We start from the raw sequence: 25,312 nt of genomic DNA on the forward strand, positions 1-25,312 counted from the left end.
GTCGCGGATCCCGGCAACGAGCGCTTCGGGCAAGCAACAGCTGCGTACACCCCCTTCGATCGACCGAAAGGACCAATTCGTGAGAAGTTTCCCCAAGCGTCGCCTGGCCACCTGGGCTGCCGCCGTGATCGCCCCTGTGCTGCTGCTCGGCGCGGGCGCCGGTGCCGTCGCCCAGGCGGACAGCAAGGGCGACGGACGCGGCGGTGACCCCGTCGTGCAGAGCCGGAACGGACTCGTCCGTGGCGTCGCGACGAACCAGTTCGACCAGTTCCTCGGCCTGCCGTACGCGGCACCCCCGGTACGCGACCTGCGGTTCGCCCCTCCGGCCGCGCCGGAGTCGTGGCGGGGAATCCGGTCGGCCGATCAGCAGGCCCCGGCATGCGTGCAGTTCGAGCCGACCGGGATCCGCGAGGAGCAGGCCGTCAGCGAGGACTGCCTCTACCTCGACGTCTACCGGCCGAGCAAGGTCGCGAAGAACGCCAAACTGCCGGTCATGCTCTGGTTCCACGGCGGTGGCCACACCCAGGGCACCGGCGTCATCTACGGCGGCGGAACGATGGCCGCCAAGACCGACACCATCATCGTCTCGATCAACTATCGCCTCGGGGCGCTCGGTTTCCTCGCCCACCCCGCGCTCAGCGAGGTCACCGAAGGTGGGTCCGGCAACTACGGCCGGATGGACCAGCTCGCGTCGATGAAGTGGGTCCGGGACAACATCGCCAACTTCGGCGGCGACCGGAACAACGTGACGATCTACGGCCAGTCCGCCGGCGGACAGGGCGTGTGCGACATGCTCGCCATGCCGGCCGCCAAGGGGCTGTTCCACAAGGCGATCGTGCAGAGCCAGCAGTGCCTGGCCAGCCGCAACACGCTCGCGGTCGGCGAGCAGCGGGGTGTCGGGTTCGCCGAGTCGGTGGGTTGCACCGATGCCGCCACCGTTGTCAACTGCCTGCGCGCGGCCTGGCCCGGGAAGCTCGTCGCCAACCAGGCGAACTACCTCGGTAACTCCAAGGTGGGCGGCTCGCTGCTGCCCAAGTCGTTCGCCGACGCGTTCGCCGACGGCACCTGGAACAAGGTGCCGGTGATGTCCGGTACCACGCGCTCCGAGAACCGGCTCACCGAGACCGCCCTCGCCGGAATCACCGCGCAGGGCTACGTCGACACGATCAAGCGGGAGTACGGCGACAAGGCCGACCGCGTCCTCGCGACGTACCCGCTGAGCAAGTTCAAGAGCCCGTGGGACGCCATCACGCAGGTGCACACCGACGCTGGTCGCGCGTGCCAGACCGAGCAGGCCGCTCGGGTGATCTCGACCAAGACCCCGCTCTACCGCTACGAGTTCAACGACCCGACCTCGCCGACCCTCTACGGGTTCCGCGTCCCGGGTGAGGATGTCTCCAACGGACACAGCGGCGAGCTGGCCTACCTGTTCGACTTCACTCTCGGCGAGCGGCCCCTCACCGCGCAGCAGAAGAAGCTGTCGGACCAGATGATGCGGTACTGGGGCGCCTTCGCCCACAACGGCAACCCGAACTACCGGGGTGCCCCATCGTGGCCGACCTACGGCGGCGACGAGAACGTCATGCAGTTGCGCACCGGCGGAGCGAGCCGAGTGATCAACACCTTCGCGGCGGAGCACAACTGCGGCCTCTGGCTCAGCTGACCTCTTACCGCGCGCACCAATAAACAGAACAGTGCGGGCTCGCCCTCCACGGGGCGGGCCCGCATTGTTGCATCTCACCGATCGACTGCCGTCGGGGCTGCCTGCGCGGCGCCGCGGCGGTGCGGTGACCGCGCTGGACCTGGTCGCCACCCACCCCCGGCGATGTTCGGTCTGTCGACCCAGGAGCGAACACTTGACGGACACATCGATGCGCCCTAGGTTCATACGACATCAGACATAGGATGTCATAGGATGTGGTGCATGCGGCAGCTTCGGCTGCTCCTGACTTCTTTCCTCCCGATCGTCCCCTTCGCTGCTCGCCCCTAGCTCACTGGTCCAGCGCGGGCGGCCGGCCCGGCTCCACCTGCGGCCACGGCTCCATCGCGAACCCTGCACGAGACCGGCAGGACTCCCTCGTCATCAGCCGCTTCAGCTCCGCCGGGCTGGCGCGGCCCGACGCTGCCGAAACCAGTCGTACAGCCACGGACACCGGCGTCCTTGGCGCCCAGGCATCCCCCCTTGAAGGAACAGGACCACATGAAGCTGTCTGCCCTCGGCCGCATCGCTCTGGCCACAGGCATCGCCGTACTGACCACCGCCACGCTCCCCGGCACCCCCGCGGCCGCCGCCCCGGTGAAGAGGAAGATCCTCCCCGTTCTGGTGGAGTTCAACGACGCTTCCTTCCAGTTTCCGGACAAGGTGAAGGCGTCCACGCCGGACACCTACTTCGGCGCGAAGAGCGACTCGGCCGCGTCGTACCTGTCGGAGTTGTCGCGTGGGCAGTACACGCTGGTGCCCGCCGTACCGGAGCAGTTCCTCGGCCCGATCAAGCTGGACCTCAGCGCCGCCGGCTGCCCGCAGGGCAAGATCAACCAGTTGACCCGGGAGGAGCTCACCAAGCGCGGCCTGGTCGCGGGCAAGGACTACGAAAGCCTGTCGATCGTCTTCCCGGCACAGAAGACGAACTGCCCCTGGGCCGGCCTCGCCACCCTCCCCGGCCCGACCACCTGGATCAACCTGTACGGCACCGCCAGCGGCATCGACGTGGTCGGCCACGAACTCGGACACAACCTGGGCTTCGGGCACCAGGGTCGCGCCAAGTGCACCGGCGGCAACCTGGGCGCGTGCAAGTCAGGGGGCGCCAGCCACACAACCATCATGGCCGGTGGGTACCGACCGGCCGGCTTCTCCGCACCGGAGATGATCCGTGCCGGATGGCTCAACGGCGGGGCGTCTCTCAAGGTCACCAAGTCGGGGGTCTACACGCTGCGCTCCCTGCACGGCAAGGGCAGCGGAGTCCGGGCCCTGGACATCGCCCTGGGCGGCGACCGGCTCGTCATCGAGTACCGCCACGCGGCCGGCAACTTCGACGCGAAGCTCGAGGGCGTCCACGCCTACCGTGTCCCCAAGGGCTCCTACGGTGCCTCGTCACTCATCGACACCACGACGGCGGACAAGACTGCCACCAACAACGCACCGCCGAACGCGGACGCCATCACCAAACTGACGGACAAGGCGAGCAAGCTGTCCCTCGCCGTCGTGTCCTCCGGCGGTGGTCAGGCCAAGGTCAAGGTCGCGCTGAACGGCGATTCGCTCGCCGCCATCGACCCGGCCCCCTCGAAGTCCCCGTCCGCGTCCCCGACCCCCAGCGCGGCCACTCCCACCCCCAGTGCGAGCGCGAGCGCCGGCACGGAAGCCGTGACCGACGGCTCCGAGCCGGTCACCGAGCTCGGCTCCGAGGAGCTCACCGCCGGTGGCGGTCGCTCGACCGTCTTGCCGCTCGCCGCCGGCGGCGGTGCCGCAGTGCTCGCGGTCGGCCTGGGATTCCTGCTGGTGAAGCGTCGTCGCAATCGCGCCTGACCGGCCTGTCGGGCCCCGGACGACCGCTCGCAGGCGGGCGACCGGGGCCCGGTCAGACGGTCAGTCGAACTCCTCCACGTACTCCTCGGTGGGGCCCAGCTCAGGATGGTCGCGCAACTCCAGGACCGGCCCGAGGCGGTCGGTGTCCAGTACGACAACCGTGTTCTCGCCGGCGCGCAGCAGTGGCGCGGGGCAGTAGAGCGTCACCTGCGGGCCGATGTCCCAGTAGCGGCCGAGCAGGAATCCGTTGACCCAGACCAGGCCGTGCACCGACCCGGGCAGGGCAAGGAAGGTGTCGGCCGGCTTCTCGATGGACACCGTCGCCACCGCGAAGCCGGCACCGGTGCTGGCGGGTCCGGCGGAGGTGGCGCGGCGCAGGTCGTCCGGTGTCCACTCGGACAGGGCGATCGGCGAGCTGGTCCAGCCGTGCACGATCCGGCGGTCGACGAGCACCGGCCCGAGCAGGCCCTTGTGCTGACCGACCAGCGGGCCGTAGTTGATACGGCCGAGGTTCTCCACCAGGATCTCCAGGCGCACTGCCGCACCGGTGCCGCGGATCGGCAGCTCCGGATGCTCGGAGTCGGCGACACCGATCGGCACCCCGTCGACGAGGACGATCGCCCGGTCGCGTACGTCGGTCAGGATGATGACGTGGTCACCCGTGGGGATCCTCGGGTGGGCGGTGAGCAGCACCATCCCGGCGTCCAGGCCGAGCTGCTCGAAGGTCGCCGGTCGTGCACCGGTCGACTCCGGGGTGGGCACGGCGCGCAGACCGGCGATCAGGTCGGCGCGGTGGGTCAGCGGCACCTGTGCCGGCGGGAGCACCGGCATCCGCTCGGAAACTCGCAGCTGTCCGGTCGCGCCGAGGGCCGCGCGCATGGCGTGGAACTTGGCGGTCAGCGTGCCGTCCTCGGCGATTGGCGCGTCGGAGTCGTAGCTGGTGATGGTGGGCTGCAGCCGGCCTCGGTCCGCGTTGGCGCCGGCCCACAGGCCGAAGTTGGTGCCTCCGTGCGCCATGTAGAGGCTGACGCTTCCGCCCTCGTCGATGATGGCGTCGAGAGTCTTGACGGCGCTGTCCACCGCGCGGACGTGGTGTCGCTCGCCCCAGTGGTCGAACCAGCCGTTCCAGTACTCGGCGACCACGAACGGTTCGTCGGGCCGGCGCCGGGCGAAGAGGCTACGGGCGGCTTCGGGCTTCGAGCCGAGGGTGGCCGCGGCCAGCGTTCCGGGCACCGTCCCGGCGTCGTGCATCAGTTCGGTGGGGCCGTCGGCGGTGAACAGCAGCTCGGTGATGCCGCGGTCGAGCAGGGCCGAGCGAATCCAGCGCAGGTACGCCTCGTCGTCACCGTAGCTGCCGTACTCGTTCTCGACCTGCACCGCCACGACCGGCCCGCCGGCCTGCGTCTGCTGCCGTGCGATGCGGGGAATCAGCTCGTCGAACCAACGCTCCACCGGCCCGGTGAACGCCGGGTCGGAGCTGCGTAGGACCACGTCGCGGGCGGTGAGCCAGCCTGGCAGGCCACCGTTGGACCACTCCGCGCAGATGTACGGGCCGGGCCGCAGGACGACGTCGAGGCCCTCTTCACCGGCGAGTGCGACGAACGCCTCAAGGTCGTGCCAGCCGTCGAAGCGGGGCGAGCGGTCCGCGTGCGGCTGGTGGAAGTTCCACGGCACGTACGTGTCGAGGGTGTTGAGACCGAGGTCGGCCAGCCGCCGGATCCGGTCGCGCCACAGCTCCGGGTGGACCCGGAAGTAGTGCAGGGCGCCGGAGAGGATGCGGTGGGGGACGCCGTGTCGGTGGAGCTGACGGTCGCTCCATCCGAGCGCGGGCGATGGCCTGTTCAACGGTGTCAGTGTGTTGCCCGGCCGGGTCGTCTCGATCATGGCGGAAGCCTATGTTACCCGTGCCATCCGTAACAATGACGCTAGGATGCCGCCGTACCGGGTTCTCAGGAGGGCGGGGCGGATGACCGAGGCGACAATGCGTGGCAGGCAGCCGAGCATGGCTGACGTGGCACGCGCCGCCGGTGTGTCGGCGCAGACGGTCTCGCGCACGCTGCGCGACTCGCCGAACGTCAACGCGGAGACCCGGCGTCGCGTGCTCAACGCGGTCGAGCAGCTCAAATACCGGTACAACGGCGCTCCCCGACTGCTGTCCTCGGGTCGAAGCTTCACGCTCGGCCTGGTCCTGCTGCAGGCCGGCGGCTACTACTCGCGCTCGGCGGTGACCGCCGGGGTGGAGGCGGCGGCCGGTCAGGCGGGTTACTCGGTGAGCATCGCGACCCTCGCCGAGCTGGACACCGCGTTGATGGAGAAATCCCTGCTCAAGCTCTCCGACCAGGGCGTCGACGGCATCATCATCGCGGTCCCCCTGATCTCCGTGACCCAGCGGATGGAGGACATCACGCGGGACATTCCCACAGTCACGGTGGACGGCTCGCGCACCACCGGGGCGCGGGTGCTGGGCATCGACCAGCACGAGGCGGGGCGCACGGCCACCCAGCACCTGCTGGACGCGGGGCACCGCCAGGTGTGGCACGTGGCCGGGCCGGACGAGTGGATCGAGGCACGGCAGCGTCGGCAGGGCTGGCAGGAGTGCCTGGCGGCCGCCGGGATCGACGCGCCACCGGCACTGGAGGGCGACTGGTCGCCCGAGTCGGGCTACCGCCAGGGGCAGATCCTCGCGATGATTCCCGAGGTCACCGCCGTCTTCGTCGCCAGTGACGAGATGGCCTTCGGCGTGATCAAGGCGCTGCGGGAGCGCGGGCGGTCGGTGCCGCAGGACGTGTCGATCGTGAGCGTGGACGACATCGAGCTGGCCGCGTACTGCCACCCGCCGCTCACCACCGTTCGGCAGGACTTCTACCGCTCCGGGGCGGCCGCTGTCGCACTCCTGCTCGGCACCGATGAAGACGGCGAAACGCTGACGCCGGCGACCCTGATAGTCCGGGAGTCGACCGCGGCGCCGCGGACCCGCTGACCGTCATGCCGTCGGCACATCGTTCTTGACGACTCATGTTACGGGTGCCACAGTAACAACGCGCGGCCCGCCCCAGTGATCTAGCGGACCGCGCCCTCGTGCACGCCGATCACTCCCGCACCGATGTGCGCCCCGCCCCGGAGGACCACCCCCATGTTGAGAAAACCCATCGTCCTTGCTGTCGTCGCGACGACAGCGCTCAGCCTGATCGCGGGCTGTTCCGGAGGCGACGACAACGCCGACGGCAAGAAGACCCTGAAGGTCGCGGCCTTCGAGGGCGGCTACGGCCGGGACATGTACGTCCAGGTCGTCGAGGCGTACAAGGCCAAGCACCCCGATGTGGACGTGCAGCTGCAGCTCTCGAAGACCCTTGAGGACGAGATCAGCCCGAACATGAAGGCCGGCAAGTTCCCGGACGTCGTGGTGCTGCCCCAGGGCCGCAAGGCCGCGCTCGCCGAGACGCTGGTCAAGGACAAGGCGCTGGAGGACCTCACCGGCGTCCTGGACATGACCGTGCCGGGCGAGCAGACCACGGTGCGGGCCAAGCTCGCCGACGGGATCGTCGGCAACCTCAGCACGAACCCGTACAACGACGACAAGACCTACCTGATGCCGATGTACTACGCGCCGACCGGCCTGGTCTACAACAAGGGTCTCTTCGCGCAGAAGGGGTGGCAGGTCCCCGCCACCTGGGACGACATGTTCAAGCTCGGCGACACCGCCAAGGCCGAGGGCATCGCGCTGTTCACCTACCCGACCGCGGGCTACCTCGACTCGTTCTTCTTCGCGCTGCTCGCCGACGTGGGCGGTGACCAGTTCTACAAGGACGCGATGACCTACTCCGACGGCGTCTGGAAGACCGCCCAGGCCCGCCAGGCCCTGGACATCACCGCCAAGCTGCTGAGCTACGCGGCGAAGACCACTGTGGGGTACGCGAACGAGCAGGACTTCACCAAGAACCAGCAGTCGCTCCTCGACAACAAGACGCTGTTCATGCCGAACGGCACGTGGGTCGTCGGTGAGATGAAGGACGCGCCGCGCGCCAACGGGTTCGAGTGGGCGATGGCTCCGCTGCCGGCGGTCACCGCAGGTGGCAAGCGCTACCTGACCACGATCGTCGAGTCGGCCTGGGTTCCGAGCGGAGCCCAGAACAAGGACGCCGCGAAGGACTTCGTCGCGTACCTCTACTCCGACGAGGCCGCCGGCATCTTCGCCAAGTCCAACGCGATCCAGCCGGTCAAGGGCATCGCCTCGACGCTGCCCGCCGAGATCGCCCCGTTCTACCAGCTCTACGAGGACCCGACCGTCACCGCTCTGGTTGGCGGCTTCGCCAGCACCGCGCCGGTCGAGGGCGTGAACATCAAGGGCACGCTCTTCGACACCGCGAACAGCATCATCAGCGGCGACAAGACCGTCGACCAGTGGCAGACCGCGCTGAACGACGCCAGCGAGAAGCTGCGGCAAGCGGGCAAGTGACGCCCCGGCGGCAGCCCGGGACCGGGCTGCCGCCGATCCCCTCCCCGCGAGAACCAAGGACTGGTCACGGTGACGACGACCCTCACTCCACCACCCACGGGCACCAGCAGGCGTACGCCCAGCAGGTCCCCGGCGTCAGCGCGTGGCTCCGCCGCACGCGGCCGGCGCGGCGACGGTCGGTTCGTCGCCGCCTGCCTGCTGCCGGCGCTGGCACTGTTCGCGCTGTTCATGATCTGGCCGACCGTCAGCGTGTTCCGGATGTCGCTCTACAGCTGGAGCGGCTTCTCGGCGCAGATGCGGTTCGTCGGCCTGGACAACTTCGCCAAGCTCGCCGACGACGAGCAGTTCCTGCGCGCGTTCCAGAACACTGTCGCGCTGCTCGTGGTCGTGACCGTGGTGACGATGGGGATGGGCCTGTTCCTCGCGGCCGTCATGACCCGGCAGAAGCTGCGCGGCCACACCTTCTACCGGTTCGTGCTCTACATCCCGAACGTGCTCTCGGTCGTGGTCATCGCGGCCATCTTCTCGGCCGTCTACGACCAGGAGAACGGCCTGCTCAACGGCACACTCCGGCTGCTCTCGCTGGACGGACTGCAACAGGTCTGGCTGGGCGACCAGAAGGTGGTGCTCTATTCGGTCGCGACCGCGATGCTGTGGCAGTCGCTGGGCTACTACATGGTCATCTACATGTCGAGCATGGCGAGCATCCCGGAGGAGCTCTACGAGGCCTCCGCGCTCGACGGCGCCTCGGCCAGCCGGCAGTTCTTCGCCGTCACGCTGCCGCTGATCTGGCAGAACCTGCGCACGACGTTGACCTTCTTCATCCTCAGCGCGGTCAACCTCAGCTTCGTGCTGGTTCGCGCGATGACCGGCGGCGGCCCGGACGGAGCCTCCGAGGTGCTGCTCAGCTACATGTACAAGCAGGCGTACACGAACTCGGCCTACGGCTACGGCATGGCCATCGGCGTGGTGATCTTCGCTTTCTCGTTCCTCGTGTCGCTCCTGGTGAGCCGCGCGACCCGGCGTGAGCCCCTCCAGTTCTAGAGGACAGTCCCATGACCACGATCAACAAATCCGGTCCACGGCCCGGCCGTGGCCTCACCCACCTGCTCGTCGGCGGGATCACGCTGCTCATCGTGATCCCGGTCGCCTGGGTGCTGGTGGCCTCACTCAAACGCAAGAGCGAGTTCTTCGGCAGCCCCTGGACCCTGCCCGAGGGCCTGCACCTGCAGAACTACGTCGACGCGTTCGGCGGTGCGCAGATGGGCCGCTACTTCGCCACGTCGGTCCTGGTCACGCTCCTCGGCCTGGTCTTCGTGCTGGCGGTCTCGGTGCCGGCGGCGTACGTCGTCGCCCGATACGAGTTCCGCGGCAAGGGCATCGTCGAGGTGGCACTGCTGGCTGGGCTGTTCGTCAACGTCAACTACATCGTCGTGCCGATCTTCCTGATGCTGGTCGACTGGGACCGCGCGCTGGTCGACGTGTTCCCGGACGGGTTCTTCCTCGACAACCCGGCGATGCTCTCGCTGGTCTACGCGGCGACCTCGATCCCGTTCACGATCTATCTGCTGACCGCGTACTTTCGCTCGATTCCAGCGGAGTTCGAGGAGGCGGCGCTGCTGGACGGCGCGTCCCGGTTCCGGATCATGACGCGGGTGATGCTGCCGATGGCCCGGCCGGCGGCCACCACGGTGATCCTGTTCAACTTCCTGGCGTACTGGAACGACTTCGTCATCGCGCTGACCCTGCTGCCCGGCGAGGGCAAGACGTTGCAGGTCGGCCTGCTCAACCTGATGGCCGCGCAGAAGGCGGCCGCGGACCCCGGGCGGCTCTACGCCGGCATGGTCATCGTCATCGTGCCGGTGCTGCTCCTGTACGCGCTGATCCAGCGTCGCCTGATCCAGGGCATGGCTGCCGGCGGCGTCAAGGGCTGAGGCCCGAGAAAGGGATGTCATGAAGGAATCCACGCGTGCCACTCTGCTCATCGTCGTCCGGCTGCTGATCGCGCTCGTCTGCGTCGTCACCGTGGTGGTCGTCCGGCCCACCGTCGGATGGGGCAACCTCGCGATCATGCTCGTGGCGCTCGCCGTGCTCATCGGCCTTCTCGCGGACTACAACCGAAAGTTCCGGTGACCCGGACCGGCGCCGGCCGACGAGCCCGCGGTCCGCCGGGCCCGTCGCTGGCCTTACCCCCGGTCGTACGCGCAGGACAGCTCCAAGGAAGTGAACTGCTCCCCACCACCTCCATGGTTAGGACTTCCGATGCGTTTGTTCAGGTCCTCGTTGGTGGCTTTGACCACGCTAGCCACCGCGATACTGGTCGCCGCGCCCCCCGCCGCGGCAGCCGCAACGAACTACTACGTCGACTGCTCCGCGAGCACTTCGGGCAGCGGCACCCAGGCCAGTCCCTGGAACAGCTTCACGCCGGTGAACGCCAGGACGTTCGCTGCCGGAGATCAGATCCTGATCCGGCGAGGCACGACCTGCGCCAACCAGCAACTCTTCCCCAAGGGTTCCGGCGCGGCCGGCGCACCGATCATCATCGACGCGTACGGCAGCGGCGCCAAGCCGGTGCTGGCCGGCAACGGCGCGGTAGTCGACGTCGTGAAGCTCTACAACCAGCAGTACTGGGAGATCCGCAACCTGGACATCTCCAACAAGGGGTCGGCGATCGCCACCCGCCGTGGCGTGCACATCATCCGCGAGAACTCCGGCACCGGCACCTACTACCGAGTGACCGGGCTCAACGTCCACGACGTCAACGGCAACCAGACCAAGAAGGACGACGACGCCAGCGCCGGCATCTTCTTCGAGGTCCTCGGCTACACCACGCAGACGAAGTTCGACGACGTGTTGATCAACAACAACACGATCGCCACCGTCGACCGCTACGGCATCCACTTCTGGACCCGCTGGATGGTCCGACCCGAGCTGGCCAACCCGAACTGCGGCTCCACCTGCGGAAACTGGCTTCCGCAGACCAGGGTCGTCGTACGCGGCAACACGGTCACCGACATCGGCGGCGACGCCATCGACGTACACCACACCCAGAGCGCCCTGGTCGAGAACAACCGGGTGGACGGCTTCCGGGTCCGCGAGCCAGCGCAGTGCGCCGCCGGCATCTGGGGCTGGAACATCAACGACGCCCTGTTCCAGTTCAACGAGGTCAGCGGTGGCCGGAGCACCTGTGACGGCCAGGGCTTCGACCTGGACGAGGGCAACATCCGCACCATCTACCAGTACAACTACAGCCACGACAACGAGGGCGGCTTCATCCTGCTGTGTAACGGCGGGGGTTCCACCACCAAGGACAACATCGTGCGCTACAACATCAGCCAGAACGACCGCGGCCAGATCTTCGACCTGGTCTGCGGGAAGCTCACCAACACGAAGATCTACAACAACGTCTTCTACGTGGGCGAGGCAGCCCAGATCATCAACAACGGCAACGGCTCAGCCGGTGCCAATGTCGAGTTCTACAACAACATCTTCTACGTGACCACGAACCAGGCCAGCTACAACGCCGGCGCTCTGCTGTTCGACTCGAACGTGTTCTACGGCCAGCACCCGGCCGGCGAACCCGCCGACTCGAACAAGATCACCGCCGATCCGCTGTTCGTCGCGCCGGGCACTGCCACCTCGATCAGTGACGCCGGTGGCTACCGGCTGCGCGCCGGCTCACCGGCACTGGCGAGTGGTCAGGTCATGACCGCGCCGGGCAGCCGCGACTACTTCGGTGGCGCCGTCACCCAGGGATGCCGTCCCGACCGGGGCGCGCACCAGCTGAGCACGGTCTGCGTGCCCAGCGCCGGCGTCATCCCCCGCACCGGCTGGTCGCTGAAGTACACGGACAGCCAGGAGACCGCCGCCGAGAACGGGGCGGCCACCAACGCCTTCGACGGCAACATCAGCACGATCTGGCACACCAGGTACACCGGCGGCAACGCCCCGATGCCCCACGAGATCCAGATCAATCTCGGTGCGAGCTACTCCGTCTCCGGAATCCGCTACCTGCCCCGGCAGGACAGCGGTGGCGGTGCCGCCAACGGGCGCATCGGCCAGTACGAGGTCTACGTCAGCACTGACGGCGTCAACTGGGGAACGGCCGTGGCCACCGGCACCTTCGCCAACAACGCCAGCCAGAAAGAGGTCCGGTTCACCGCCAAGACCGGGCAGTACCTGCGGCTGCGTGCCCTGAGCGAGGTCAACGGCAACCCGTGGACCACCGCCGCGGAGATCTACGCCCTCAACTGACCGGGCACCACACCAGGGAGCCTCCGGCATCGCGCCGGAGGCTCCCTCACGAGTACATCAGGTGCAGCGTCATCCCGGCTTCGGCGTGCGCCAGGTTGTGGCAGTGGTTGGCCCACATGCCGGGGTTGTCGGCCCGGAACGCCACCTCCCACACGTCGCCGGGGCGTACGTCGAAGGAGTCCAACCACAACGGGCTGCCCGTCGCCCGTCGGTCGTTGCGGGACAGCACCAGGACGTGATGGCCGTGCAGATGCCACGGGTGCACGATCTGGGACCGGTTGACGATCGTGAACTTCACGGCGTCACCGAGGCGTACGACCTGCGGTGGGATGTCCGGGTCGGCTGCGCCGTTGACGGTGTGGGCGTATCGCGGGAGCAGTCCACGCAGGTCCAGGCCGCGGTCGAGAACGAGGGTGAACTCCCGGTCGAACCGGGACCACGGCACCGCGGTAGCGCCGCCGTAGGTGAGCGGATCCAACACCGGCCAGGCGGTGGTGGCCGCCGAGACCGGTCCGGTCGAGTAGACGGCCCGGCCATCGACGAACAGGGCGACCGGCGTGGCGGGCGCGGTGAACACCAGGTCGTAGCGTCCCCCGGCCGGGATCGACACGGCAGTGTCCACGAGCGGGGTCGGACCGTGCAGGTCGGATCCGTCGATCGCGGCGACCCGGAACGGGGTGCCGGCCAACGCGTACCGGTGCGTCGTGCTGTCGGTGTTGATCAGCCTCAACCGCACGGGCACCCCCGCCTCCACCGGCTCCGTTCTCGGCTCGGGCAGCGCGACACCGGCCAGGGTGTGCACCGGCACTGTGACGTCGACGCCGGTCACCGGCGTCGGGCGCACCACCAGGACACCGTAGAGGCCCATCCGCACGCCGACGTCGGAGACCGAATGCGTGTGGTACCAGTACGTGCCGACCTGGTCGGCACGGAACCGGTAGACGAACTCCTGTCCGGGCCGGACCGCCGCCTGGGTCACTCCGGGCACCCCGTCCTGGCTGTTCGGCACGTCGTACCCGTGCCAGTGCAGGGTGACGCCCTTGGCGATGTCCCGGTTGCGCAAGGTCACCTCGATGACGTCGCCGACGGTGGCCGTCAGCTCCGGCCCGGGGACCTGCGCGTTGAACGCCCACGCCGCGACGTCCCGGCCGCCCGCCCGCACCGTGGCGGTCGCGGCCGTCAGGGTGAACCGCCTGGTCGGTTCGCCGACGGTCCGCGCATCCCCGTATTCATGATCGTGGGGTACGCCGGGCGCGGCGGCCGGGGCGACGACCAGCCCGGTTCCAGTGACCAGCGCCGCGACCGCCACCCCGAGGGCCGCCCGGGACACCGTGCGGGACGGGCGCGCACCGAGGGCGAGCCACGAGACCGCCGTTGCCGCCAGCACCCCGGCGACCGCCAGCAGTCCCACACCCGCCGACGCCGGATAGCCGTGCAGCAGCGTCACGAGCAGGGCGCTGCTCTGCGCGTACCCGGCGAAGAGGAGCGGGACCGCGACGGACCGGATGTCGCCCGCGGCCCGCAGCAGCCGCGGCCCGGCGACGGCCACCGCCGCGAGCGACAGTGGGGCGGCGATGAGGACCTTCTCGGCCGCGAACCACCAGCCGGTGCGGGCGAGCGCGGTGATCGTGACCGCGCGGGCGAGCGTGGCGAGCAGCGCGAAGGCCGCCAGCCCCAGCGCGAGCGGGCGACGCCGAGCGGCGGACGCCGCACCACCGCCCAGCCATCCGCCGGCCGCCAGGACCGCGATCACGAGGTCGGCCGCGAGCAGCGAGCCGGTGGTCATGCCGGCTCCCCCTCGAGAACCGTCACGGGTGCGGCGTCGACAGGTTCCGGTCGGTCCAGCTGTCGCGCTGCCCTCAACACGCCGACCACGACGTGCACAGCGATGATTCCGTTGACCGCGTGCAGCCCGGCGATGGTCAGGCCGAGCGGCGTGCTGGCGCCGGCGTCGTCGGTGGACGCGTTCGCGAGCATGGCGATGAGCGCCTGCACGACGACGAGCCCGACAGGCAGGACCGCCAGTCCGATGATCCGGCCCGGCGCCTTCGCCAGCGCGGCGAACACTGCGGTGAGCACTGTGAGAACGGGGATGACCGCCATGCCGTTGACGCTGTGCAGGGCGTACGCGCCGTCGCCGGCGGGCTTCGTGAACCCGCCCACGGCGGCGAAGACGAACTGCAGGGCGAACGAGACGAGCAACAGGATGCTGACGATGACGAATGCCTTGCGCATGATGAGCTCCTAGAGGTGTGCCGAGGTCAGGGCCCGGGCGACGTGATCGGTGGCCGTGATCGCCCCGTACGCGACGAGCCGCACGAGGTCGGCGTCGGCGGGATGGGAGAGCCGCCAGAGGGCCACGTCGCCCACGCTGATCGCGCTGGGTGCGAACGCCGCCAGCAACGCGATCCGGGTCCCGACGCGGTCCGTTCCGGGTACGTCCCGGACCAGGTCGACGGCCCAGTCCGAGGGCCGGGCGGGGTAGCGGCCGTCCTCCCAGCGCACGGTTGCCGTGACGGTCTGGCGCGCCACGTCGCCCAGCAGGTCCCCGGCCTGCATGGCGGCGTTCCTCAGGGCCGCGTACGCGACGCCGACCGGGCTCTCCCCCGCCCAGGCCGGTGGTTCCGTCGTACCGACGTCGAGCAGCGGGAGGCTGCGGCCGGGTTGCCTCGGTTCCCGGGCCGTCCTGGCGTAGAGCCGGCCCCCGACCGACCGCACCACTGAGGAGCGTTGCAGGCCACCGGGCAGCAGATCGGGGTCGAGCAGCGCCGAGACGACCCGGTTGATGAAGTGGAAGACGAGCAGGGTGCCGGTGACCTCGGGGCCGTACCGACTGGTCCAGCCGGCGGCCATCGGGCTGCGGCTCGCCTCCGCCCAGGCGGCCAGCTCGGCGTGCCTCGGCTCGGACGGCGTCCCGCCACGGGCGATGACCTCGGCCACCTCGTGCTCACCCAGCGCGTGCAGCAGCATCACGTGGGCATCGACGCAGAACCGGCAGCGGTTGGCCCGGGACGCCGCCGACGCGACGATCTCGCGGTCGACCCGGGACCCGTCCCCGGCGAGCAGGGCCTCACGCATCAACGACCAGGTCGCGGCCAGCACCTCCGGCACGGCCGCGAGCGCCTGGAAGGTGGGCGCCGGGCCGAGGAACTCGTCTCTCAACTGCCGGTAGACCTCGCCGGTCAGACCGGTTGCCGTACTTGCTGGAGCGGGGGTGAAGAAGCGGTATGTCATGGGTTCGATGCTTGACCCGAGGGGTCGGAAAAGCGTCGTGCCACCGCAGGCACTTGGCTGGCCGCCGATACCGCGTCCGCAGTACGCCCACCTACCGCAGGCGGTGGATGCTCGCGGGTGGCGGCCCGTTCTACAGTGCGAGCATGCGTCGCGACCTGCCGTACGCCCTCAGCGGCCTCGCCCTCGGTGGCCTCCTGCTCGGCAATGCCGCGCTCGCGCCGGACGCCGCTCCGGTGCGGGTGGTCGACGTCTTGCTGGTCCTGGCCATGGCGGCGGGCCTGGCGGTATGCCGGCGTCACCCGGTGGTGGCGTTGGGCGTGGTGACCGCCGCCATGCTGGCCCTGCACGTCCGGGTGCACCCTGGGGTGTCCGCGGCGTTCCCCGTCCTCGGCGTGGCGTACGTCGCCGCCTGGCGGGGGCACCGATTGGCCACCGTTTCGGCCAGTCTGGTCTTCCTCGGCGGCTTCCTGGCCCGCGACATCTCGGTCGCGCCCGCCGACCGGCCCGGGCAGCTGATCGTCGAGCGGACCGCCCTCCTGCTGGGCTGGTTTGTGGCGGCCAATGTCGCCGGGCTCGTCGCCCGGCAGCGTCGGGCGTACCTGGAACAGGTCGAACAACGGGCGATCGAGGCGGAACGCACCCGCGAGGAGATGGCGTTGCGTCGTGCCGGGGAGGAGCGCCTGCGCATCGCCCGGGATCTGCACGACTCGCTGACCCACAGCATCTCCGTGATCAAGGTCCAGGCCGGGATCGCCGTGCACCTGGCCCGCAAGCACGGCGAGGAACCTTCGGCCACGTTGCTGGCGATCCAGGAGGCCAGCGGCGCCGCGATGCGGGAACTGCGCACGACGCTCGACGTTCTCCGCTCCCCCACCGACGGAGACCCCGTCGGACTGGCCCGGGTGGACGAGCTTGCCGAGCGGACCCGGGCGGCCGGCGTACCGGTGCAGGTGACCGTCACCGGTCGGCCCCGGGACCTACCCGCCGAGGTCGACCAGGCTGGGTACCGCGTCGTCCAGGAGGCCCTGACCAACGTGGCCCGCCACGCCGGTCCCGCCACTGCGCAGATCCACGTCGAGTACGCCCCGGCGCAGCTGACCGTCTCGGTCGCCGACGACGGCCAGGCGTCGCCGGACCGGACGACGACGCCCGGCGTGGGCCTGCGCGGCATGCGGGAACGGGTGACCGGGCTGGGCGGCACCCTGCGGGCCGCCGCCCGCGACGACCACGGATTCACGGTACGGGCGACGTTCCCCCTGGACGGCCCACCATGATTCGAGTCCTGCTCGTCGACGACCAGGCTCTGATGCGGGCCGGATTCCGGGCACTACTCGACGCCGAGGACGACCTGGAGGTGGTCGGCGAGGCCACCGACGGCACATCGGCCGTCCAACTGTCGCGACGCCTACGGCCGGACGTCGTGCTCATGGACGTGCAGATGCCGGGGCTCGACGGTATCGAGGCCACCCGGCTCATCGCCGCTGATCCCGCCCTCGCCGCGGTCCGCGTCCTCATCCTCACCAACTACGGGCTCGACTCCTACGTGTTCGCCGCACTCCGCGCCGGCGCCAGCGGTTTCCTCCTGAAGGACGCGGACCCCGCCGACCTGCTGCAGGCCGTTGCCGTCGTGGCTCGCGGCGACGCGCTACTCGCCCCGGCCGTCACACGTACGCTCATCAGCGAGTTCGTGGCCGGTCCACCGCCGGCCGAGCCGGCGGCCGGACGCGAGTTGCTGACCGCGCGCGAACAGGAGATCGTCGAACTCGTCGCCCGCGGGCTGGGTAACGACGAGATCGCCCTGCGAATGGTGATCAGTCCGTTGACCGCGAAGACGCACGTCAACCGGGCGATGGTGAAGCTGCACTGCCGCGACCGCGCCCAGCTGGTCGTGTGGGCGTACGAGTCGGGGCTGATCACACCGCGTCGCCGGTGATCACCGGTCCGGTGGCGCAGACCGTGGTCGGAAACCCCTGCCGCCCGGCCTGCCACCAGCGGAGTCAGCGCCTCAGCCCGCGGCGGGTCGGGCGCGAACGTGCAACCGCTCCCCCTGCGGCCCGAAGAGACTGAGGGCCTCCGCCGTGCCGGGGCCGGGGTTGAGGACGAGGTGCGGGACCCGGGTGTCGAACTCGGCCACCTCGCCCGGGGTCAGCATCAGGTCACGGTCGCCGAGCAGCAGGCGCAGTCGGCCGGACAGCACGTACAGCCACTCGTACCCCTCGTGGGCCTGCGGGGTTCGCTCCCCGGCGGACGGATCCGGCGGGAAGATCTGTTTGAACGCCTGCAGGCCGCCCGGTCGGCGGGTCAACGGCAGGAACGTGATGCCGTGGATGACGATCGGTTTGGGGCGTACGCGAGGGTCGCCGGTGGCCGGGGCGTCGACCAGCTCGTCCAGCGCCACCTGGTAGGCGCGGGCCAGCGGGAGCAGCAGCTCCAGGGTGGGTCGGCGGCTGCCGGATTCCAGCCGGGACAGGGTGCTCACCGAGATGCCGGTGAGGTCGGCGAGCTGGGTCAGCGTGATCGCGCGTTGATTGCGCAGGGCACGCAGCCGGGGGCCGACGGCCGCCAGCGCGGCGGAGTCCTCGTTTGCCATAACGGCAAGGATAGTTGCCACCTGACCGGGGGCGACGCATGGTGGGCTCAGCCGACAGAGTCAGAGGGAGATACCGGTGGAAGAGACATACGACGTGGTGGTGGTGGGCGGCGGCGCCGCTGGGCTCAGCGGAGCCCTGGCGCTGAGCCGGGCCCGCCGGTCGGTGCTGGTGATCGACTCCGGTGAGCCGCGCAACGCGCCGGCCGACCGGGTGCACAACTACCTGGGCCGGGAGGGGACGCCGCCGGGCGAGTTGCTCGAGGTCGGGCGGGCCGAGGTCGCCGGGTACGGCGGGCAGTTCCACACCGGGCGGGTGGAGGAGGTGACCCGCGACGACGACGGGTTCCGGCTCGGCCTCGACGGCGGGGGTTCGGTGCGCGCCCGTCGGCTGTTGGTGACCACCGGGCTGACCGACGAAATGCCCGACGTGCCCGGTCTGGCCCAGCGGTGGGGACGCGACGTGCTGCACTGCCCGTACTGCCACGGCTGGGAGGTCCGCGACCGGCGGATCGGCATCCTGGCGACCGGACCGTTCGCCGTGCACCAGGCCGAGATGTGGCGACAGTGGAGTGCCGACGTGCTGCTCCTGCTGCACGACGCCCCCGCACCGGACGCGGAGGCCGCCGAGCGGCTCGCCGCCCGGGGCATCGCGGTTGTCCCGGGCCCGATCGCCGAGATCGAGGTGACCGGGGACGCGCTGACCGGCGTACGGCTGGCCGACGGGCGGGTGGTGGCGCTCGACGCGGTGGTGGTCGCGACGCGGCTGACCCCCCGCTCCGACCTGCTGGTGGGGCTGGGCCTGGCCCCGGAGGAGGTGACGATGGGCGAGCACGTCATCGGCGCCCAGATCCCCGCCGATCCCACCGGCGCGACGAGCGTCCCGGGCGTCTGGGTGGCGGGCAACGTGGCCGACATCCGTGGCCAGGTGATCACGTCCGCCGCGGCCGGCCTCACCGCCGGCGCGGCGATCAACGCCGACCTGATCGCCGAGGAGACCCGGGCTGCGGTCACCGCGTACCGCCAGGTGGTGGCCACCGCGTTCGAGGAACCGGCGTGGGAGGAGCGCTACCAGTCCCGGCCGTCGGTCTGGAGTGGTCGGCCGAACCCGCAGTTGGTCGCCGAGGTCGCGGACCTGCGCCCGGGGCGCGCGCTGGACGTGGGCAGCGGGGAGGGCGCCGACGCGGTGTGGCTGGCCGAGCGCGGCTGGCAGGTCACTGCGGTGGACATCTCCACCACCGCACTGGACCGGGCCGCCGCGCACGCCGACACCGCCGGCGTCGGTGCTCGGATCGACTTCACGCACGCAGACCTGCGCGACAAGCCCCCCGCCGAGGAGGCGTACGACCTGGTGTCGGCGCAGTTCATGCACCTGCCGCCGGTGCAGCGACAGGAGTTGTTCGCCCGGTTGGCCGCGGCGGTGGCGCCGGGCGGAGTTCTGCTGATCGTCGGGCACCACCCGTCGGATCTGTGGACGACGGCGCGCCGGATGCACATGCCGGACATGATGTTCACCGCGGAGGACGTGGCCGCCACCCTGGAGCCGTCTGACTGGGAGGTGCTGACGGCCGAGGCCCGCCCCCGCGCAGCCACCGACGAGAACGGCGAGCAGATAACGATCCACGACGCGGTGCTCGTGGCGCGCCGCCGCTAGACCGCCGTCGACGCGCGCGAAGCCCACCCCGTCGATCATGGAGTTGTGGTGCCGGAATGGTGATGGTCCACGACCTTTGTCACTCACCACAACTCCATGATCGACGCAGGTGGGGGGTGGGCCGAGGGCCGGCGGGCTCTGAGACGTGAGAGGGGGTGGGGCGGGACTTCGCATGAGGTCGGCTCGGCGGTAGCGTTGCGCCACACTGACGGCCCGCGGGGCAGGCGACCGCCGACCCTCACGCCCCCCGATCGTACGGAGGATGGTGCATGTCCATTGGCGCTGAGCCGCGCGCAGGACGCGACGATGCGGCCTCGCGGCCACACTTCGAGCTCACCCTGCGCGGCTACGACAAACGCCAGGTGGACCGACACCTGGAGCAGCTCGACGGTCAGATCGCGATGCTCAGTGGGGAGCATGGGCGTTCCGCCGTTCGGGTCCGTGAACTGACCGCCGAGGTGCAGCGACTGCGTACCGAACTGGCCGACCTTCAGGAGCAACCGGTGCAGGTGGACCGCGCGACGATCCACGATCTGGGGCCGATGGTCGCCGAGATCATGACGCTCGCCGACAAGCAGGCTGCCATGATCATCGAGTCGGCGACCGACCGGGCGAACGAGCTGCGCAGCGAGTCGGAGCGCATCCTCGCCGACACCCGTGAGCGGGCCGCGCAGGCACGCCAGGACCTGGCCGAGGAGTTGGCGACCCGGCGTACCGAGCAGGAGCAGGCGCACGAGGAGCGGCGCACCCTGGCCGAGGCCGAGCTGACCGCGATCCGCGAGCACGCGGAGCAGTTGCGTGCCGACGGTGAGGCCGCCCACGAGCGCGCCCAGCACGAGGCGAAGCGGATCACCGAACAGAGCGCGCAGCAGCTCAACCAGACGCGGGTCGCCGCCGACGCGTTGATGAAGTCGGCGCGCACCCAGATCCAGCAGGAACTCCAGTCGGCCCGCGCGAAGAACCAGCAGGAGATGGCCCAGTGGCAGGCCAACGTGGAGCGCGAGGTCAACGAGCGTCGGACCGCCGCGGAGCGGGACATCGCCGAGCAGCAGGCCGCCGCTGAGCAGGAGCTCGCCGAGCAGAGCAACGCGACCGAGCAGCAGATCGCCGCGCTGCTGGCCGAAGCGCAGCAGCACGTGACCGAGCTGCGCAACCGCGCCGACGAGCAGGCCGCCAGCCACCAGCAGCAGCTCACCGCCCTCCAGCAGGAGATCGAGGAGCGTCAGCAGGAGGCCACCGAGCTGCGCGCCGAGCTGGACACCGGCCGCCAGCAGCTCGCCGAGATCCGCGAGGAGGGCGAGACGCTGGAGAACGAGCTGTCGAGGATGCAGCAGCGACTCAGTGAGGTCCGCCGGGACCTCACCGCCGAGAGCGCCCGGCTGGAGGAGGCCCGACGGGCCGGGGACTCCGCCGAGCGGCACGCCAAGGAGGTCCGCGCCCGGGTGCAGCGGGAGGCGAAGCGGGTGGCCGACCTCGCCGCCGCCGCGGTGATGGCCGCGGCCGCCGGGGGTACGGAGACCGCCGAGTACCCGATGGTGGGGTCCCGTTCCGGTTTCGATCGCCCCAGCGCCGACCGCTCCCCCGCCGATCGGGTCGCTGAGGTGCGCAACGAGAGCGACCGGCCTGGTGACGACGAGTCCGCCGCCGACCAGTCCGGGAGTGAGCAGTCCGACGCCGAGCGCTCGCACCGGCCGACCAACCTCGACGAGTCGGTGAACACGCCCACCGACCGGCCGGCGGACGCGCCCACGGACGAGGCCGAGCGGATCTTCGCTCGCCCCGACGCCCCGACGCCCGTCCCGTTCCTGGCCTTCGGGCAGCCGGTCAGCGAGAACGGCGCCGCCCGGCACTGATGACGGTGACGGTTGTCCCGGGCCCCTGCGATCCCGCACGGCCCGGGACGACCTCGACGGCGGTCGACCCGGGGGGATTCTGGGCCGAACCGGGCCGGCGTCTTCCGTGCAGCTGGCAGGCTGGGCTGGCCGCCGCGCACCAGCCGTGGCCGCCGGCCTCGCCGGCGACCGAGAGGAGCACCCGGTGACCGACCGACCGGAGGAGTTCGACCTGCTCGTCGTGGGCGGCGGCAAGGCCGGGAAGACGTTGAGCATGGACGTCGCCCGGTCCGGGCAGCGGGTCGCCATGGTCGAACGCGGCATGATCGGCGGCAGCTGCATCAACGTCGCGTGCATCCCGACGAAGGCGCTGGTGACCAGCGCACGGGCAGCGCGCCTGCTGCGTGACGCGTCCGCGCTCGGCCTGGTGGTGGACGGCGGCCGGGTCGACGTGGACCTGTTGCGCGCGCACAAGCAGGACGTCGTCGAGGGGATGGTCGCCGCCAACCGGCAACAGTTCCTCGACTCCGGTCTGCACCTGGTGATCGGTGAGGCCCGGTTCGTCGGCCCCCGGACCGTACGGGTGTCGCTCGCCGACGGCGGTGAGCGGCTGTTGCGCGGCGACGATGTGGTGATCAACACGGGTACGCGTCCGCATCTGCCCTCGGTGCCCGGGATGGCCGAGGCCGGGGTGCTGACCAGCGACAGCCTGCTGCACCTGGACCGGCTGCCGGACCGGCTGGTGGTGCTCGGCGGCGGCAGCGTCGGGGTGGAGTTCGCGCAGATGTTCGCCTCGTTCGGCAGCGCGGTGACGCTGATCGAGGGCGGCCCGCGACTGCTCACCCGCGAGGACCCCGACGTCAGTGACGCGGTGATGCGCGTCTTCGTCGACGACGGCATCGACGTCCGGGTGGGCGTCGCGGTCGCCCGGGTCGACCGCGACGTCGACGGCACGGTCCGGGTGACGCTGGACGACGGAAGCCTCGTGACCGGGGACGACGTGCTGGTGGCGGCCGGCCGGGCACCGGTCACCGACGGGCTCGGCCTGGACGCCGCCGGCGTACGCCTCAGTGAACGGGGCTTCGTGGAGGTCGACGAGCACCTGTGCACGAGCGCCGAGCGGACCTGGGCGGCCGGAGATGTCGCCGGCAGCCCGCAGTTCACCCACGTCTCGCTGGACGACTACCGGATCATCCGGGCGAACCTCGCTGGTGGACAGCGCAGCACCGCCGACCGGTTGATCCCGTACACCGTCTTCACCACCCCGGAGCTGGCCCGGGTAGGGCTCACCGAGACCGAGGCGCGCCGCGCCGGGTACGACGTCCAGGTCGCCCACCTGCCGGTCGCCGCGATCCCCCGGGCGCGCACCCTGCGCCAGACCAGGGGCATGTGGAAGGCGGTCATCGACGCCAGCACCGACCGGATCCTCGGCGCGGCGCTGCTCGGCGCCGAGGCCGGCGAGGTGATCACCTCGGTGCAGTTGGCCATGCTCGCCGGGATGCCGTGGACCGCCCTGCGCGACGCGGTCATCACGCACCCGACCATGACCGAGGGTCTCAACCTGCTCTTCGCCTCGTTGCAGCCCAGCCCGGTCCGCTGACCGTCAACACGTTGGCGGCCGGCCCGGATTGACCGGCGATCTCGTCGCGTACCCGTTGTTGGAAGGCTCGGGCCTGCGCCCCGGTGGGCGGCGGCCCGCCGTGCCGCGCGGCGATCGCCTGGCCGATCACCTCGGCCCGGTCACCGGCGTCGACCAGTCGTTGGCCGGCCGCCACCTTCGCGAGCCAGATGCCGTCGCGGTGCCGCACCAGCGATCGGCACGCGCCGAGCACCGCGTCCTCCGTGCCGGGCGCGGGTTGGTCCCCCGGTGGTGTCGGCAGGGCCAGCCACCAGGACAGCGCCTCGATGAGGAGTCGGCGCAGGTTGGCCGGGGTGAGGTCGGCGAAGACCTCCCCCGCTGGCGGCCCGAGCAGCGGCAGCCCACTCTGGTGCAGGATGCTGCGGTCCAGCCCGTACCAGAAGCGGCCGTCGGCGGCGGGCCGGTCGGCCGGGTCGAGGGTGCACCGGAACGGCATGCCGGCCCCGGTGTTGATCTCGACCTCGAAACCGGGTTCCGGGGTGCCCGAGGCGGCCACTGCCCGGTCGTAGGCGACCAGCTCAAGCCCTCGCGCCGGGCAGGGCAGCGCCTCGTGCCGCAGCCGCGCCACCAGCGCCCGTTTGGCGGTGTCGGTGAGCGGACCGGCGCTGACCAGCGCCACGTCCACGTCACTGCGGCCGGCCTGGTACGCGCCGAGCCCCACCGAGCCGGCCGCGTACGCGCCGACCAGGTCGGCCCCGAGGACGTCGCGGGCGGCGGCGACCAGGTCATCGAGGTAGCGCTGAAGATCGGAGTCCACGGGCCATCATGACGCACGGGTCGGAACCAGGCGGGGCTACCCCGCGTAGAGCAGCAGCAGACCGGCGACGGTGTACGCGACCATGAGCGCCAGCAGCGGCAGCTGGCCGGCCACCGCCCGGGCCCGGGGGAACAGGTACAGGGCGCGGTCGTGGGCGAGCAGCGTGCCGAGCAGGTGCCCGAGGATGATGACGGTGATCTGGAGGGTGGCCACCCCGGACGGCGTGACCAGCCCGGTGTGCGGCTCCCAGCCGGCGGTGCCGAGCCAGTTGGCGCCGGTGCCCAACGGGTCGGAGAGCAGCACGACGGTGCGCTGGCCTTCCAGGATCAGCAGCGAGTAGTAGTGCGCCACCACGTAACCCACCGCGATCGGCACGATCGAGTGGGCGATCTCGCCCGGCACGCCCCGGGCGGCGGTCGGGTCGTGGCCGATGCGCGCGGCGGCTCCGGTGGCGGCGACGTATGCCACCGCCACGGCGGCGACGACCAGGGTCAGCCCGGCGCTGCCGGTGACCGCCGGGTGCAGGCCGTTCTCCTGGCTGAACCGCAGCCAGCCGGGCGCGTTGGAGAGACTGTCGTACATGGTGGAGCCGAGCAGCACGGTCACCACGGCTACCAGTCCGGGGCGGGGCCGCAGCCCGGCGATCCCGTCGAGCGGGTTGCGCCACACCAGCACGCCGTCGGCGGCCCGGCCGACCGGGGCGAGCTGACCGATCAGGGCGCTGTACGTCTCGAACGGGTCGGCGTGGTCGAACCAGCCGGCGCCGAACACCGTCGCGCCGGCCAGCATGACCACCGCGTACGCGGCGAGCCAGGCGGTGATGACCGGCAGGGTGGCGCGGTCGGGTGCGACCAGTTCCAGCCAGACGAAGCCGAACAGGGTGGCGGCGGCCGGCCACCATCCCACGCCGGCCGGCAGCTGACGGAGCCCTCGGCGCGGGTCGCGCCGCGCGGCCAGCGCCGCCAGCAGGTGAACGGTGCGCAGCGGGTTGACCGCTCGCCAGACCGGGCCGAGCAGCAGCGACAGCGGCGCCAGCCCGACCCAGAGCAGCACGTAGAGCGCGCCGGCCGTCGGGTTGTCCGCCGTGTCCGGCCCGCCCAGCAGACCCAGGCAGAACCAGGCGGCTGCGAGCAGGCCGAGCACCCGTAGCACCCACCGGAAGGTGGGCGCGTCGACGAGTCGGGCGAGCCATTCCGGCACCGGTCGGCCCCCGGTCGCGTCCCGGTCGAGTCGCGGCTCACGCCAGAGCAGGCCCAGGGCGAGGAACGTGACGACGAGGGTCAGCGCGGCGGCGACGACGAGCTGCGACAGCGTGATCGGCAGGTCCTGGCGACCACCGACGCCGTGTGCCAGCAGCGTGGGAGCGGCGGCCATGT

At 70.7% G+C, this 25,312-nt stretch carries 20 protein-coding genes; 13 read left to right on the top strand and 7 right to left on the bottom strand.

The features are described 5' to 3' along the window. Positions 1–79 precede the first annotated feature (79 nt). Entirely contained in the window at positions 80–1,663 is a 1,584-nt protein-coding gene (locus FBZ33_RS16350; protein WP_185755318.1) for a carboxylesterase/lipase family protein, read from the top strand. A 537-nt stretch (positions 1,664–2,200) separates the two neighbouring features. Next, on the top strand, positions 2,201–3,523 hold the full coding sequence (locus FBZ33_RS16355) for a hypothetical protein (RefSeq protein WP_141909717.1): 1,323 nt from the start codon (positions 2,201–2,203) through the stop codon (positions 3,521–3,523). A 60-nt stretch (positions 3,524–3,583) separates the two neighbouring features. Here the strand turns inward: FBZ33_RS16355 and FBZ33_RS16360 are convergent, their stop codons facing one another. After that, a complete protein-coding gene (locus tag FBZ33_RS16360) occupies positions 3,584–5,407 on the bottom strand; it encodes a beta-galactosidase (protein ID WP_141909718.1) in 1,824 nt (607 codons plus the stop codon). Positions 5,408–5,525: 118 nt separating this feature from the next. Between FBZ33_RS16360 and FBZ33_RS16365 the strand changes: the two genes are divergently transcribed. The 6 genes from FBZ33_RS16365 to FBZ33_RS16390 all read left to right on the top strand — a co-directional run bounded on the left by FBZ33_RS16365 (position 5,526) and on the right by FBZ33_RS16390 (position 12,233). Beyond that, entirely contained in the window at positions 5,526–6,503 is a 978-nt protein-coding gene (locus FBZ33_RS16365; RefSeq protein WP_185755319.1) for a LacI family DNA-binding transcriptional regulator, read from the top strand. 153 nt (positions 6,504–6,656) lie between these two features. Then, the gene (locus FBZ33_RS16370; RefSeq protein ID WP_141909720.1) at positions 6,657–7,979 is read left to right on the top strand and encodes a carbohydrate ABC transporter substrate-binding protein; all 1,323 of its coding nucleotides are present in this window, start codon (positions 6,657–6,659) and stop codon (positions 7,977–7,979) included. A gap of 69 nt (positions 7,980–8,048) precedes the next feature. Beyond that, positions 8,049–9,023 carry a carbohydrate ABC transporter permease gene (locus tag FBZ33_RS16375; RefSeq protein ID WP_231927418.1) on the top strand — a complete coding sequence of 325 codons (975 nt, stop codon included), beginning with the start codon at positions 8,049–8,051 and terminating at the stop codon, positions 9,021–9,023. An 11-nt stretch (positions 9,024–9,034) separates the two neighbouring features. After that, the gene (locus tag FBZ33_RS16380) at positions 9,035–9,913 is read left to right on the top strand and encodes a carbohydrate ABC transporter permease (protein ID WP_141909721.1); all 879 of its coding nucleotides are present in this window, start codon (positions 9,035–9,037) and stop codon (positions 9,911–9,913) included. 19 nt (positions 9,914–9,932) lie between these two features. Continuing rightward, a complete protein-coding gene (locus FBZ33_RS16385) occupies positions 9,933–10,112 on the top strand; it encodes a hypothetical protein (protein ID WP_141909722.1) in 180 nt (59 codons plus the stop codon). Positions 10,113–10,265: 153 nt separating this feature from the next. Then, complete coding sequence (locus FBZ33_RS16390) at positions 10,266–12,233, top strand: discoidin domain-containing protein (protein ID WP_185755320.1); 1,968 nt, start codon at positions 10,266–10,268, stop codon at positions 12,231–12,233. 46 nt (positions 12,234–12,279) lie between these two features. On the opposite strand, the gene FBZ33_RS16395 is transcribed toward FBZ33_RS16390, so the two are convergent. Genes FBZ33_RS16395 through FBZ33_RS16405 form a run of 3 tightly spaced genes read right to left on the bottom strand, consistent with a single transcriptional unit; the run spans position 12,280 to position 15,467 of the window. Next, the gene (locus FBZ33_RS16395) at positions 12,280–14,019 is read right to left on the bottom strand and encodes a multicopper oxidase family protein (protein ID WP_141909724.1); all 1,740 of its coding nucleotides are present in this window, start codon (positions 14,017–14,019) and stop codon (positions 12,280–12,282) included. Continuing rightward, positions 14,016–14,468, bottom strand: a complete 453-nt coding sequence (locus tag FBZ33_RS16400; RefSeq protein WP_141909725.1) for a DUF6220 domain-containing protein — start codon at positions 14,466–14,468, stop codon at positions 14,016–14,018. Before FBZ33_RS16400 ends, FBZ33_RS16395 begins: the two co-directional genes overlap by 4 nt. Before the next feature lie 9 nt (positions 14,469–14,477). Further along, the gene (locus tag FBZ33_RS16405; protein ID WP_141909726.1) at positions 14,478–15,467 is read right to left on the bottom strand and encodes a carboxymuconolactone decarboxylase family protein; all 990 of its coding nucleotides are present in this window, start codon (positions 15,465–15,467) and stop codon (positions 14,478–14,480) included. A 143-nt stretch (positions 15,468–15,610) separates the two neighbouring features. Here FBZ33_RS16405 and FBZ33_RS16410 point away from each other — a divergent pair, with 143 nt between their 5' ends. After that, a complete protein-coding gene (locus FBZ33_RS16410; protein ID WP_141909727.1) occupies positions 15,611–16,741 on the top strand; it encodes a sensor histidine kinase in 1,131 nt (376 codons plus the stop codon). Beyond that, on the top strand, positions 16,738–17,400 hold the full coding sequence (locus FBZ33_RS16415; protein WP_141909728.1) for a response regulator transcription factor: 663 nt from the start codon (positions 16,738–16,740) through the stop codon (positions 17,398–17,400). Before FBZ33_RS16410 ends, FBZ33_RS16415 begins: the two co-directional genes overlap by 4 nt. Positions 17,401–17,472: 72 nt before the next feature. Here FBZ33_RS16415 and FBZ33_RS16420 read toward each other — a convergent pair whose 3' ends face one another. Further along, entirely contained in the window at positions 17,473–18,057 is a 585-nt protein-coding gene (locus FBZ33_RS16420; protein WP_141909729.1) for a helix-turn-helix domain-containing protein, read from the bottom strand. Positions 18,058–18,127: 70 nt separating this feature from the next. Here FBZ33_RS16420 and FBZ33_RS16425 point away from each other — a divergent pair, with 70 nt between their 5' ends. From FBZ33_RS16425 to FBZ33_RS16435, 3 genes are all read left to right on the top strand, one after another. Beyond that, complete coding sequence (locus FBZ33_RS16425; RefSeq protein WP_370453092.1) at positions 18,128–19,708, top strand: FAD-dependent oxidoreductase; 1,581 nt, start codon at positions 18,128–18,130, stop codon at positions 19,706–19,708. A 269-nt stretch (positions 19,709–19,977) separates the two neighbouring features. Next, complete coding sequence (locus FBZ33_RS16430; protein ID WP_141909731.1) at positions 19,978–21,561, top strand: DivIVA domain-containing protein; 1,584 nt, start codon at positions 19,978–19,980, stop codon at positions 21,559–21,561. A 184-nt stretch (positions 21,562–21,745) separates the two neighbouring features. Then, complete coding sequence (locus tag FBZ33_RS16435; RefSeq protein WP_141909732.1) at positions 21,746–23,140, top strand: FAD-dependent oxidoreductase; 1,395 nt, start codon at positions 21,746–21,748, stop codon at positions 23,138–23,140. Here FBZ33_RS16435 and FBZ33_RS16440 read toward each other — a convergent pair. Both FBZ33_RS16440 and FBZ33_RS16445 read right to left on the bottom strand, forming a co-directional pair. Further along, the gene (locus tag FBZ33_RS16440) at positions 23,097–23,936 is read right to left on the bottom strand and encodes a nucleotidyltransferase domain-containing protein (protein ID WP_255508897.1); all 840 of its coding nucleotides are present in this window, start codon (positions 23,934–23,936) and stop codon (positions 23,097–23,099) included. The genes FBZ33_RS16435 and FBZ33_RS16440 overlap by 44 nt on opposite strands. A 36-nt stretch (positions 23,937–23,972) precedes the next feature. Beyond that, positions 23,973–25,310: a hypothetical protein gene (locus FBZ33_RS16445; protein WP_141909733.1), complete on the bottom strand. Its 1,338-nt coding sequence runs from the start codon at positions 25,308–25,310 to the stop codon at positions 23,973–23,975. Positions 25,311–25,312: the final 2 nt, after the last annotated feature.

This window comes from Micromonospora sp. A202, from assembly GCF_006715105.1.
Classification (GTDB): Bacteria; Actinomycetota; Actinomycetes; order Mycobacteriales; family Micromonosporaceae; genus Micromonospora; species Micromonospora zamorensis.

Coding starts and splice junctions, on each gene's coding strand:
- FBZ33_RS16430 (WP_141909731.1), top strand. CDS start 19,978: ATGTCCATTGGCGCTGAGCCGCGCGCAGGACGCGACGATGCGGCCTCG.
- FBZ33_RS16395 (WP_141909724.1), bottom strand. CDS start 14,019: ATGACCACCGGCTCGCTGCTCGCGGCCGACCTCGTGATCGCGGTCCTG.
- FBZ33_RS16405 (WP_141909726.1), bottom strand. CDS start 15,467: ATGACATACCGCTTCTTCACCCCCGCTCCAGCAAGTACGGCAACCGGT.
- FBZ33_RS16355 (WP_141909717.1), top strand. CDS start 2,201: ATGAAGCTGTCTGCCCTCGGCCGCATCGCTCTGGCCACAGGCATCGCC.
- FBZ33_RS16400 (WP_141909725.1), bottom strand. CDS start 14,468: ATGCGCAAGGCATTCGTCATCGTCAGCATCCTGTTGCTCGTCTCGTTC.
- FBZ33_RS16370 (WP_141909720.1), top strand. CDS start 6,657: ATGTTGAGAAAACCCATCGTCCTTGCTGTCGTCGCGACGACAGCGCTC.
- FBZ33_RS16385 (WP_141909722.1), top strand. CDS start 9,933: ATGAAGGAATCCACGCGTGCCACTCTGCTCATCGTCGTCCGGCTGCTG.
- FBZ33_RS16380 (WP_141909721.1), top strand. CDS start 9,035: ATGACCACGATCAACAAATCCGGTCCACGGCCCGGCCGTGGCCTCACC.
- FBZ33_RS16415 (WP_141909728.1), top strand. CDS start 16,738: ATGATTCGAGTCCTGCTCGTCGACGACCAGGCTCTGATGCGGGCCGGA.
- FBZ33_RS16360 (WP_141909718.1), bottom strand. CDS start 5,407: ATGATCGAGACGACCCGGCCGGGCAACACACTGACACCGTTGAACAGG.
- FBZ33_RS16365 (WP_185755319.1), top strand. CDS start 5,526: ATGGCTGACGTGGCACGCGCCGCCGGTGTGTCGGCGCAGACGGTCTCG.
- FBZ33_RS16410 (WP_141909727.1), top strand. CDS start 15,611: ATGCGTCGCGACCTGCCGTACGCCCTCAGCGGCCTCGCCCTCGGTGGC.
- FBZ33_RS16445 (WP_141909733.1), bottom strand. CDS start 25,310: ATGGCCGCCGCTCCCACGCTGCTGGCACACGGCGTCGGTGGTCGCCAG.
- FBZ33_RS16420 (WP_141909729.1), bottom strand. CDS start 18,057: ATGGCAAACGAGGACTCCGCCGCGCTGGCGGCCGTCGGCCCCCGGCTG.